The organism is Paraburkholderia sp. BR10954, assembly GCF_040965775.1.
Lineage (GTDB): Bacteria > Pseudomonadota > Gammaproteobacteria > Burkholderiales > Burkholderiaceae > Paraburkholderia > Paraburkholderia youngii.
In genome coordinates this window covers 11,683-23,806 of record NZ_JBFRCK010000008.1, presented here as the reverse complement: position 1 = coordinate 23,806, position 12,124 = coordinate 11,683, and the positions used below count along the sequence as shown (strand labels likewise).

Annotated in this window: 10 protein-coding genes; 8 read left to right on the top strand and 2 right to left on the bottom strand. The window is 62.6% G+C overall.

The window, feature by feature from the left end; genetic code table 11:
* Window positions 1–34: 34 nt before the first annotated feature.
* The 7 genes from AB4Y34_RS14095 (at window position 35) to AB4Y34_RS14065 (ending at window position 6,131) form a co-directional block, all read left to right on the top strand.
* Entirely contained in the window at window positions 35–1,342 is a 1,308-nt protein-coding gene (locus AB4Y34_RS14095; RefSeq protein WP_368716354.1) for an FAD/NAD(P)-binding oxidoreductase, read from the top strand.
* 31 nt (window positions 1,343–1,373) lie between these two features.
* The gene (locus AB4Y34_RS14090) at window positions 1,374–2,177 is read left to right on the top strand and encodes a sulfite exporter TauE/SafE family protein (protein WP_368716353.1); all 804 of its coding nucleotides are present in this window, start codon (window positions 1,374–1,376) and stop codon (window positions 2,175–2,177) included.
* A gap of 48 nt (window positions 2,178–2,225) precedes the next feature.
* The gene (locus tag AB4Y34_RS14085) at window positions 2,226–2,657 is read left to right on the top strand and encodes a YeeE/YedE family protein (protein ID WP_368716352.1); all 432 of its coding nucleotides are present in this window, start codon (window positions 2,226–2,228) and stop codon (window positions 2,655–2,657) included.
* Window position 2,658: 1 nt separating this feature from the next.
* Window positions 2,659–3,096 (top strand): DUF6691 family protein, encoded by a 438-nt coding sequence (locus AB4Y34_RS14080; RefSeq protein ID WP_176385290.1) that lies wholly within the window; start codon window positions 2,659–2,661, stop codon window positions 3,094–3,096.
* A 63-nt stretch (window positions 3,097–3,159) separates the two neighbouring features.
* The gene (locus AB4Y34_RS14075) at window positions 3,160–3,690 is read left to right on the top strand and encodes a cytochrome b (protein WP_176385292.1); all 531 of its coding nucleotides are present in this window, start codon (window positions 3,160–3,162) and stop codon (window positions 3,688–3,690) included.
* Between the two features lie 307 nt (window positions 3,691–3,997).
* Window positions 3,998–5,383 (top strand): cytochrome C, encoded by a 1,386-nt coding sequence (locus AB4Y34_RS14070; RefSeq protein ID WP_368716351.1) that lies wholly within the window; start codon window positions 3,998–4,000, stop codon window positions 5,381–5,383.
* Between the two features lie 91 nt (window positions 5,384–5,474).
* Window positions 5,475–6,131, top strand: coding sequence for a cytochrome c (locus AB4Y34_RS14065; RefSeq protein ID WP_255209083.1), 657 nt, complete (start codon window positions 5,475–5,477; stop codon window positions 6,129–6,131).
* Window positions 6,132–6,154: 23 nt separating this feature from the next.
* On the opposite strand, the gene AB4Y34_RS14060 is transcribed toward AB4Y34_RS14065, so the two are convergent.
* Window positions 6,155–6,724 carry a cytochrome b gene (locus AB4Y34_RS14060; RefSeq protein WP_368716350.1) on the bottom strand — a complete coding sequence of 190 codons (570 nt, stop codon included), beginning with the start codon at window positions 6,722–6,724 and terminating at the stop codon, window positions 6,155–6,157.
* A 338-nt stretch (window positions 6,725–7,062) separates the two neighbouring features.
* Here AB4Y34_RS14060 and AB4Y34_RS14055 point away from each other — a divergent pair, with 338 nt between their 5' ends.
* Window positions 7,063–9,816, top strand: a complete 2,754-nt coding sequence (locus AB4Y34_RS14055) for a putative bifunctional diguanylate cyclase/phosphodiesterase (RefSeq protein ID WP_368716349.1) — start codon at window positions 7,063–7,065, stop codon at window positions 9,814–9,816.
* A gap of 78 nt (window positions 9,817–9,894) precedes the next feature.
* Here the strand turns inward: AB4Y34_RS14055 and AB4Y34_RS14050 are convergent, their stop codons facing one another.
* On the bottom strand, window positions 9,895–11,928 hold the full coding sequence (locus tag AB4Y34_RS14050; protein WP_368716348.1) for a glycoside hydrolase family 28 protein: 2,034 nt from the start codon (window positions 11,926–11,928) through the stop codon (window positions 9,895–9,897).
* Between the last annotated feature and the right edge of the window lie 196 nt (window positions 11,929–12,124).

The window sequence follows — 12,124 nt, the reverse complement described above, 5'->3', positions numbered from 1 at the left end:
GCGCGACGGCGTAATACAAACAGGAGGACCCTACATGCGGAACACAAAACTCACGGACCGTTCGAATCCAGCGGCAGACACGCTCGCCGCCGCCTCGCAACGGATGCGGCCGACGCACCGGCACGACGTGGTGATCGTCGGCGCCGGCGCGGCAGGTATCGCGACGGCATCGAGCCTGCTCGCGCGCTGTCCCGATCTCGACATCGCGGTCATCGATCCCGCCGACACGCACTATTACCAGCCCGGCTGGACGATGGTCGGCGCCGGCGTGTTCGCCCCGGAAACGACGGCACGTCCGATGACGACCGTGCTGCCCATGAAGGTGAAGCGGATCAACGCCGCCGTCACGCGCTTCGAGCCGGCGCAAAACCTCGTGATTCTCGACGACTCGCGCGCCGTCGAATACCGCCAGCTAGTGGTGTGCCCCGGCCTCAAACTCGACTGGAACGCGATCGACGGCCTCGTCGACACGCTCGGGCGCAACGGCGTCACGTCCAATTACCGCTACGACCTCGCGCCGTACACGTGGAAGCTGACGCAGCAGCTCGAAACGGGTCGAGCCATTTTCACGCAGCCGCCGATGCCGATCAAATGCGCCGGCGCGCCGCAAAAAGCGATGTATCTCGCGAGCGATCACTGGCGCCGCAGCGGTCGGCTGCAACATATCGGCGTCGAGTTCCGCAACGCCAGCGCGGCGCTGTTCGGCGTCGCCGACTACGTGCCTGCGTTGATGCAATACGTCGAGCGTTACGGCATCGCGCTGAACTTCGGCTCCACGCTGAGTGCGGTCGATGGCGACGCGAAGATGGCGAGATTCACGCACACGTTTGCCGACGCCAGCAAGGAAAGCTTCGAGACCGGCTTCGACATGCTGCACGCCGTGCCGCCGCAAAAGGCGCCCGACTTCATCCGCGACAGCGCACTCGCCGATGCGGCCGGCTGGCTCGATGTCGATCAGGCCACGTTGCGGCACAAGCGCCACGAGAACATCTTCGGCCTCGGCGATGCAACCAGCACGTCCAACGCCAAGACCGCCGCCGCCGCGCGCAAGCAGGCGCCGGTCGTCGCGCACAACGTGCTCGCGGCGCTGGGCGCGGCGCGCGGCGTCGCGACCTACGACGGCTACGGCTCCTGCCCGCTCACTGTCGAGCGCGGCAAGATCGTGCTCGCCGAGTTTCTGTATGGCGGCAAGGTCGCGCCGACGTTTCCGGCGTGGCTCATCGACGGCAGCAAGCCATCGCGGCTCGCGTGGCTGCTGAAAGAGCGAATCCTGCCGCCGCTCTACTGGCGCGGCATGCTGAAGGGACGCGAATGGCTCGCCGATCCGCAACTGGCGGACTGAGCGCTGGCACGCACTGCTCACGGGGTCTTCGATGCTGCTGTCTTTGGTTCTCGGCGCGCTGGTGGGCGCGACTCTCGGGCTGACCGGCGCGGGCGGCGGCATTCTTGCCGTGCCCGCGCTCGTGTTCGGCATGGGCTGGCCGCTACAGCAAGCCACGCCGGTCGCGCTCGTCGCGGTGGCCGGCAGCGCAGCGGTGGGCGCGCTCGAGGCGTTCCGCAAGCGGCTCGTCCGCTATCGCGCCGCGCTGCTGATGGCCGCCGCGGGGGTGCCCGCCACCGCCGCCGGCGCGCGCCTCGCGCATGCGTTGCCGCAACGCATGCTGCTCGCGCTGTTCGCCACGGTGATGCTGGTCGTCGCGTTCCGGCTATTGCGTCAGACGCTCGCGCGCCGCGCGTCGGGCGAGCCGCAATCGTCGATGTGTGTCGCCCATGTCGACCCGGCGACCGGCCGCTTTCGCTGGACCTGGCCGACCGCAGCCGCGCTCGCGGCCACCGGGTCGCTGACCGGATTGATGACGGGTATGCTCGGCGTCGGCGGCGGCTTCGTCATCGTGCCGATGATGCGCAAGCTGACCGACGTGTCGATGCACGGCATCGTCGCGACTTCGTTGATGGTGATCGCGCTCGTCGGCAGTGGCGGCGTTCTCGCGACGGCCACGCACGGCGCGACACTTCCACTCGAAGTCGCGTTGTGGTTCACTGGCGCCACCACCGCCGGAATGCTCAGCGGACGGCTCGCGTCGCATCGCATCGCCGCCCATCATGTGCAGTTGGGCTTTGCGAGCATCCTCGTGTGCGTGGCGCTCGGCCTGCTGGTCAAAGCGGCGCTGATGTAAGCGCTGCTGCTGCCCTCCAACCCACCCAACGATCAAACAGAGCGAACGATGATCGATCTCGACCATTTCACCCCGATCGCCTCCCTGTGCGGAGGCCTGCTGATCGGCGTCGCGGCTGCGGCGATGGTGCTTTTGCTGGGCCGCATCGCCGGAATCAGCGGGATAGTCGGCGGCCTGCTGCGCTGGACGAAGCGCGACGGCGCATGGCGCGCCGCCTTCGTCGTCGGCCTGGTCGTTGCCGCGCTGATCGCGCGCGCGCTCGATGCGCCCGTCGCGATCACCGTCGACGCGTCGTGGCCCGCCGTGATCGCGGCCGGCTTGCTGGTCGGCATCGGCACCCGCTACGGCAGCGGCTGCACGAGCGGACACGGCGTGTGCGGCATTTCACGCGGCGCCACGCGCTCGCTGGTCGCGACGGCGACGTTCATGGCGGCCGGCTTCGTCACCGTCTATATCATTCGACATCTTCTCGGAGCCTAAGATGGCAACAGCTGTTTCATTCGTATGCGGGCTGCTGTTCGGCTTCGGCCTGCTGTTGTCGGGCATGGCGAACCCCGCGAAAGTGCAAGGCTTCCTCGATCTCGCCGGACGCTGGAACCCGTCGCTCGCTTTCGTGATGATGGGCGCGGTGGCCGTCGCGGCAATCGGCTTCGCGATCGCGAAACGCCGCGACAAGTCGCTGCTCGGATTGCCGATGCAAATTCCCGCGTCGACGCACGTCACGGCAAGGCTGGTGCTGGGCAGTGGCGCGTTCGGCGTCGGCTGGGGAATTGCAGGGTTCTGTCCCGGCCCCGCGCTCGTCGCGCTCGGGCTCGGGTCGGCCAAAGCGTGGGTATTCGTGGCGGCGATGATCGCGGGAATGGCCATCTTCGAGTTATTCGAACGGCGCAGACAGGCGGCCTTGGCGACCGGTTCTTAACCTGACCTTAAGGTGCCGCCGTGTACGATCCGTTTCGACAGAAACCAACTCACAGGCGCCCCTATGCAAGTCTCGACTGAACACCGCTATGACATCGTCGCCCGTTTGCTCCATTGGCTCGTCGTCGGGCTGGTAGCCGCGCAGTTCGTGATCGGCTGGACGATGCCGGACGTGCACCGCGATACCGTGCCGGACGGCGAGATCGCCTGGCACCTTGGCGTCGGCACCGCATTGCTCGCGGCGATGGTGTTGCGGGTGCTGTGGCGCGTGACTCACCCGTCGCCGCCGGACAATCTGCCCCCGCTGTTTCGCGTCGCTTCCAAAGTCACCCACCTGGCGCTGTACGTGCTGCTCGTGCTGGTGCCGCTGCTCGGCTGGATCAACGCTTCGTCGCGCACGTGGACGGTACGCCTCGGCGGACTTGTTTCGTTACCCTCATTGTCGGCACCGGGCTCGTCATTCGGGCATGCAATGGGCGATGTGCATGGCGTTCTCGCGTGGGTGCTGTTCGGTGTCATCTGCCTGCATATCGCTGCGGCAATGTTTCATCAGTTCGTCTCCGGCGACCGCGTTCTACAGCGCATGAAGATCTAGCGCGACCCCGAATAACCAAAGCCGCGGCAACTCAACAAGGCCCCTCTCGATCTCCCGCCTTGCGCGTTCAAGCGCATGCGCGGGAATAAATCGGTGTGCGCGCTCGTTCTGAAGTCTGGAGAAAGCGCTTCGCGCAGGCAAGCATCAACCCCAACGCGGCATCAGCTTGCCCCACTACGCCGATGTAAATGCGACGCCGGTCATGCCGAGCGCGAAGTGCGATGCTGTCGCCCGGTTTCCGCAGTGGGCAGGGATTCGTGCGCCCTGCGCATGACCGAATGCGGAACTGGCTGTCGGGGAGACGGACATGTCAAAGGCAATTGCAAGCGACGATGCCGCCCATCGGCTGATGGGTCACTTCTGGATGCTGGCGCTCGCCGTGCTTTGCCTGCTGGTTGCTCCGGTCGTTCGAGCGCTGCCAGTTTTCGCCCGTCAAACAGGGCAAAGCTGCGTCGCGTGTCACGCGGGCGGACAATTTCCCGAACTGACGCCGTACGGTCGAATGTTCAAGCTCAATGGATATACCTTCGGCGAACGTACGGTTCCAATCGCCGTGATGGCGATGCTCGACATGACCAGGACGAGGCTCAACCATGATGCCAGCGGCAATATCGTCTCGCCCAAAGACGGTCTGCCGATCTTCGATTCAGCCAGCATCTTCCTCGCCGGCAAGATCACCGACAGGATCGGTGCGTTCACGCAATTCACCTACTCGAACTACGATCATCAGGGCAGCGACGGACACTGGATCGGCCACTGGGCATCGGACAACATGGATTTCCGTTATGTGGACAGGATCATAGGGGACGCCAGCGACCTGATTCTCGGCACCACCCTGCACAACAATCCGACCGTGCAGGATGTGTGGAACAGTTCTCCGGCATGGAGTTATCCGTACATTTCCTCTTCGATCAGCACGGTCGGCTCACCCCAGTTTCTGCCACTCCTCGAAGGCACACTCGCGCAGCAGGTCGTGGGTGCGGGCGGCTACCTCTACTGGAACCGGACGGTCTATGCGGAGGTGTCGCTGTATAGCACCGCTGATGGCATCTGGTCGTTCATGAGCAAGGGCAACAAGGCCGGCGACCCCAACCATCCGCAGATCTATCTGAAGGGTCAAAATCCGTACTGGCGTCTGGCCCTGACTCATGAGTGGGGGCCGCACAACATCATGGTGGGGACCTTTGGCATCAATGCGAACGTCTATCCGAACGACGCGAACTCGATGCCGATCTTTACCCAGGGTGTCACCCGTTATCGCGACATCGGTGTGGATGCGCAGTACCAGTACATCCTCGACCCGAACACCGTCACCGCACAGGCGCGCTACATCCATGAAAACATCAGCGATCCGAGTAACTTCGTGTTTGGCAACAGCCAGTCAGCGAATCTGAATTCCTTACGCCTGAAAGCCTCGTACATCTATCAGGCCAAATATGGCGTGAGTCTTTCGTTCTTCAACGTGACTGGCACCGCGGATAGTGTTGCGTACGCCGGCAGCGCGAACTCGTCGCCGGCCACGCAAGGGTGGATGCCTGAGATCTTCTGGATTCCGGTTCCGAACATTCGCGTCGGTCTTCAATACACGCATTTCACCAAATACCTCGGCGCCCGATCGAATTACGACGGCCATGGACGCAATGCGAGCGACAACGACACGCTATTTCTATACCTATGGGCCGCGTACTGGTGACGGTATCGGCTCACGTTCTTTAGAAGGCTCATCGATGAAACATCCAGCGAATTCCATTGAGGATTCAACGTGCCGCTTCCCACGAGCGCGATTGATCCTCGTCGCCCTATCGCTCGGCGCAACCGGCTGCCACAACCTGGAGCAGTCCAGACAGATCGACAATCCCGCGGTCGCCGGAAAGACGATCGCGTTGCAGGTATGCTCGAATTGCCATAGCGTAAATGGCGTTTCGGTATCTCCCACGTTTCCGAAACTCGCGGGCCAACCACGGGAATACCTCGTCAATCAACTGACGGACTTCAAGGCCCATGTGCGAAGCGACCCGAATGCCAGAAGATTCATGTGGGGCTTCACGCATCTGAGTGAAACGCAAATCGAGCAACTCGCCGCGTACTTCTCCAGCCAGCCGCCTCCGGTACCACGAGCGCCAGCCGATCATCGGCTCATCGATTCGGGCAGGACGATTTTTTTGCTGGGCATTCCGGACAAAGGTGTACCGGCGTGCAGTGCCTGTCACGGCCAGCGTGGGGAAGGGATAGGGGGATTTCCTCGCCTCGCCGGGCAGTACGCGGACTACGTTGAAAAACAGATACTGGTGTTCCGGAGTGCCGGGCTACGCCCCCGTGGCGAGGTGATGAAGACTATCTCCGACAATATGTCGGATCGGGACATCCGAGCCGTTGCTGCCTTCATGGAGGCGTTTCCGGCAGAGACAGAGGCGGCGGCCAGTCCCGCTGTGAATCACTAGGCGTGCGGCCTTGCCATTCGGGTTTATCGGCCAGTACGCGCCCGCCCCGTCGGAAACCAGCGTGGAAGCATGCCGACCAAGACGTCGTCCTTAAGAAACACATGATGAAAAATAGCCGCGAACGCGTGAAACCCCGCAAGCCACATAATGGCGTCGCCGAGCCAAGTGTGCAGCGATGCGATGGCTGAGCCTGCTCCATGTAAAGTACCGAGCAACGGCGGGATATCGCGAGCGCCGATCAGCGTCAGCGGATGCCCTTCTAGCCACGCGCCAGAGATGGCGGTCAGCGGTAGTGCAAGGAGAAGCAGATACAGCATCCATTGAACGGTTGCTGACATAACAACCATCCAGCGAGAAATTGGCGGTGTCTCGGGACGCGTGTCGACTAGCCGCCAAGACAGGCGGATGAGCGTGAGCGCAAATACGCACAAACCCAAAGTCTCGTGGAGTCGCCGGTCGAACTCGTGGACCGAAGAGTAGACGCGCTGCTCGGATCCACCTGGACCATAAATGAACGTCACGAGCACGAGAATTGCCGTGCACCAGTGAAGGAATTGGGCAATCGAACCGTAGCTAGTGGCAGAGCTTTTCACTGTGGCGTCTCCGATGTGCGACCTTCGACGAACGCCAGGCACAAGCGCTGGCCGGACACTGGCGTATTGGATTCGTGAATGGATTCTACGCGCAAACTCCGAGCGAATTATTAGGCCGACGGCGGCTCACATTTTGAACGTTCTCCGTCGAACCATCGGTCCGTCAGACTGCGGTCGATCCAGATTGATTCTCAAGTTCTTCGTATTGCTGCCGATACCTTCACTGAGGAGACAATAGCCCGGTTACTGCGCGCAATAACCGGTAAAAGATGCTGACGCACAGCCATGCCGCCGTCGAGTATCAATGTTCTGCACTTACGCGCGCTGATTCTGAATCGATGCAACATATTCCGAGCTTACGCATCGCTGGCGTCATTGGCCGGTGGAGGCGGCGACATGGCGTCGACCGGCAACTGATCATCACCGTCGCACTGGTGTTGACCGGTCTCGTCATTTTTGCTGTCGGCATCGGTTACACGCTGATATGGCACGAGCGGTCCGTTGCAGAGCGCATTCACGCCCTGCGTGCCCGCGATGATATCGAGACGCTGCAAGCCGTGCACATTCAGGCGAACGCCGACTTCCTGCAGGGGCTCGACAGTGCACGGGTCGCATCTTTCGCGTGGCCGGTGCAGCGTGTAGTGTTGGTCGCCACCTGCTTCGACCGGTTGGAACAAAGTTACGCAAGCGACCCGCGAAGCGAACTGGTGGTACGGCGTCTGCGCGGTGAGACGGCCGGCTGGGCGTGGCTTCTGGCCGACATCGCGGTACGTGCGCACGTCGTGGATGGCCGTGCCTCGGTCGACAGCCCTGAGCTGCTCGCAGCGAACCGCATGCTGGCGAACATCGTCACCCAGTTGGTGACCCTCCGCGACGCGCAGACCGCTTCCCTGAGGGCTGCAGCCGACAGCGCGACGCGCCACCTGGTGATAGAACGGACTGTGCTTGCAACCACGGCGCTGGCGGCATGTTTGCTTCTTTGCTATGCGCTGATCGCTCACTATCGCGCCCGTCTCGCGCGGCAACGCGCGCGCGTCATCGCTACAGAAAGCGAGCGCCGGTTCCGTCAGTACTTTGATCATCATCCACTGCCGATGTTGATTTTCGACGTCGAGACGCTATCGATCCTCGCTGCGAACCGCGCGGCCGCATCGCAATACGGACGCACGCGCCGCCAGCTATGTTCGCTCGAGATGGCCGCCCTGTATGCGCAAGCCGACTTGCCGTCGTTTCTGCGCGATCTGCACGCGCTGCTGGCCGCGGCCACCACAAGCGGCTCGGCCGGTGTATGCAGGCATCGACACAGCGACGGCACGCCCGTCTACGTCGAACTGTCGTACCACTTCCTGACCTATGGCCGTCATCGAGCGTGCTTCATCACAGCTGTTGACGTCACGGAGCGAAAGAACGCCGAGCTCGCGCTATTGCTGCGAAGCCGTGCCCTCGACGCGATTGGCAACGGCGTGCTCATCACTCGACCCGATCCGAACGGCGACATGGTCGAATACGCGAACCCGGCATTCGAGAAAATTACCGGCTATGAGCGCCCGCAGAATTCAGGCGATCACTCCGCGCGGCCGGAAACACCCGGATTGTGGCAACAGATCGGTGCGGCGATTGCCGAGAAACGCGAGGCCACCACGCTGACGAAAAGCCAGCGCGCAAACGGAACAGAGTTCTGGTATCAGCTATACGTTGCACAAGTGAGCGACGAGTCCGAAAAGGTTACGCATCACATCAGCGTGGTGAGCGACCTGACGGAGCTCATCGAGTCGCGCGATCTGCTGGTTAGGCAGGCGCGCCGCGATGCGCTGACGGACTTGCCGAACCGCGTGACGCTGCGCGAACTGGTCGACACGGCGATCTTCGAGGGTCGTGAGTTCGCGCTGCTGTTCATCGACCTCGATCATTTCAAAGACATCAACGACAGCCTGGGCCACGGCGCAGGCGATCGCCTGTTGCAGGAAGTCGCGCGGCGGCTGTCGGCATCGGTCGGATCGGATGGCGTGGTCACCCGCTATGGCGGCGACGAGTTCGTGACGATGTTGAAGGGTTCAACCGGCGATGCCGAACTCTGCGCGCTGTTGGCGCGCGTGACGCAAACGCTGGATGAGCCGGTGCAAATCGACGACATGCAACTGCGGGTCCGGATGAGCGTTGGGGTCAGCTGCTATCCGCAGGACGGCTCGGACTGCGAAACCCTGCTGAAACACGCCGACCTTGCAATGTATCGGGTCAAGGCAGGCGGGCGCAACGGCGTCGAGCGATTTGCGCCCTCGCTCGCACATGAAGCGGCTCAGCGCATCGCGCTATCGCACAAGCTGCGCAACGCCGTCGAGCAGAACGGCTTCGAGCTGGTGTACCAGCCGCAAGTGGACATACGCAGTTACCGGCTGAGCGGGGTCGAGGCGCTGATCCGATGGCACGACGCGGACTTCGGCACGGTCAGCCCGACGACGTTCATCCCCTTGGCCGAAGACATCGGTTTGATCGCGCCAATCGGAGAATGGGTGCTGCAAACTGCCTGTGTACAGGCAAAGCGCTGGGAAGAAGTGCTGCCGGGGCTGCGCATGTCGGTCAACGTGTCGCCGAGCCAGCTTACGTTGAGCGATTTCGGCGCCGTCGTGCGCCGTGCTCTTGCTGCGTCGCAATTGGCCGCGGACCGGCTGGAACTGGAGATTACCGAAGGAGGTCTGGTTGCCCCTGGCGCCCTGCCCACGCTGCGCGCGCTGCACGACATTGGCGTGTCCATAGCGATCGACGACTTTGGCGCCGGTTACTCGAGCCTGGCTTATCTGCGCAGCTTCCACGCCGACCGTCTGAAGATCGACATGTCGTTCATCCGCGGCATTGGCAGCAGTCGTGCGGATGAGACGATCATCGGTGCGATCATCGCACTTGCCCGCAACCTGCGATTCGAAGTCGTCGCGGAAGGCGTCGAACGAGCGGAGCAGTTGGCTTTTCTTGCCGAGGCCGGCTGCGAGATCGTTCAGGGATACTACTTCGCCGCGCCACAGCCAGCGGGGAATATTCCGGCCTACGCGGCGAGCCTGCTCAGCGAGTTGCACGAGTTGCAAAATGCCTCATCGTGAGGGCCCCGCGCGCGACGACTTCACTTCGGCTTTGCGACGCCAAAGAGCGGCGCCTCGCCGCTCTTCGGCCCGTCGCCTTTAACGCGGATCCGACAGCGTCTGATTGAGCGTCTGCCCAGCGATGATCACGTTCTGCAACGTGATGTCGTGCACGTTGTAGAGGTAGATCGGTCCCGGCGTGCTGGCGCTAGCAGGCCCCGCGGCCGCGGGTGTGCCGAAATCACAGTTGGAAATCGTCACTCCGGTGATTGCCGGAACGGTCGGCGCAGGCGCCGGACCGTTGTAGTCGAACGCAACTGGACCTTGTGCAACGATGGCCTGGAAACACGAGCCTGTTGTGCTGCCCAATGTCACGTTCGCGGCATTGACGTTCGTGATGTTGACGTTGTCAATGAGCGCGGGGCGGGTGCGGATGGCATCGGCAGCAGGCTGGTAATCGCAATCGAACGTGATCAGGCCGCCTTGCGACGCGGACGGATTAGCGGCGGTTGCGGTGGCCACACCGATGGGCACAGTGCTGTTGATCGGACTGCCTGTCAGCATCTTGCTGCCGTAGCCGCCGCCGGTGAGGCTCACCCCGTGCGGGAGCGTGACGCCGTTCACATAGAAGTTCTTGACGTAGCCTCCGCGGTTCATGTTCGTCTTGATACGGATCGCAATGTTCAGCGAATTGGTTGCCCAGAACTGGTTGAGCATGGTCAGGTTGCGTGCGTAGATGTTCTGCACGCCGCCACCCATCTCGCTGCCGAGCGTAATGCCGCCGTGACCGCTATTCATCATGCAGTTCTGGATCACATGGTTCTGCGCCGGTCCGTACTCCGTGTCGAGATCCTTGCCTGACTTGATGGCGATGCAGTCGTCGCCCGTGTTGAACGTGACGCTGTCGCACAGAACCGTGTTGCAGGCGTCGGGATCGAAGCCGTCGTTGTTCGGTCCGATGCTGTCGGCTGTCACGCCGCGGATCACGACGTTCGTGCAGTCCGTCGGATGATGCTGCCAGAACGGCGTGTTGTTGGTCCGGTAGTTTTCCATCAGCACGTTCGTGCAACCGAGGAATTCGACCATGCACGGCCGCAGATAGTGGCCAAGACCGAAGATTCGCTGCGCGACTGGCACGCCCGCTTCGGAGAGCGCTGGCAGGTAGTTCTGGTCCTGCTGCCAGGGCGTAGCCGGATTGGTCAACTGCGCGTACAGCGAGGCCGAAATGGTGGGGACGGCCACCATCAGATCGACGTTGTTCGGGTTCGTATAAGCCTGCGACGGCGTGGACGACCCGGCGCAGCCGTATGCGCCACTGGTACCCTTGTAGGTCCACCAGCAAGTGCTGGTGTTTCCGCTTCCGGCGAACGGCGTCATCGCCTGACCGTTCAGCACCGACGTCGGACCTTCGCCAGTCAGCGCGATATTGTTGGCGTTTCGCGCGTACACGGGCGAGCCGAAGTTCAGGCAGTCGTTTGCCTGCCAGCGGCTGTAGTACAGGTTGCCGTTGGCGCCGCAGTTGACGGGGCCGTCTTTCGCGTAGTCGGCAGGATTCGGGCTGAAATAGATCGTGCAGTTCGCGCTCAGATGGAAGTTGACGTTGCTCTGCAGCACGATCGGACCCGCGCAATACCACGTGCCGGCCGGCACCACGACCCTGCCGCCACCGGCGGCACTGCACGCCGCGATTGCCGCGAGGAAAGCGGGACGTGAATCGAACGATCCCGGTGCGTTGGTCGCGCCAGCACCGGTACTCACCGGCGATGAACTGCCCGTATAAGGGCTGGTCTGCGCGATGACCGCGCACGGTTGCGCACCGTACTGTTCAACCGGGAAATCGACGGCCGGGAAAGCGCTCTGGGTGATTTTCTGCAGCGCATTGATGATGTTCGTCGCCGAGCCGTCAGGGCCCCAGATCGGGTCGGCCGCGGCCGTTGACGGCGTGCTTCCGGCCGCTGGCGTCGAACTGCCGCCTCCGCCCGCGGCAGCGGAAACGCCGCCGCCGCCGCACGCCTGCAAGAGTGCGCTGCCCGCCAACGCGCCTCCCAGCCCAATGAAGCCACGGCGCGAAATGCGCAAGGTGTCGCCCGTTGCGGGCGCATTTTTATCAAAGTCGCACGACAGCCTGGACATCGGGTCCCCTCCGGACAAATTGCATCGGTTGTATGACAAGTCTGGAAGAGTAAAGACAAGATTCGCGGCAGTACACATGGTGGATACCCTGATTCCTACACACCCCGGACACGGCAGGAAGTGACCGGAGGCGTTGAGAGAGTTCGAACTTCTTTTGGAATTTCGCGCGAGACGGTTCGACTAGAATGATGTCGAC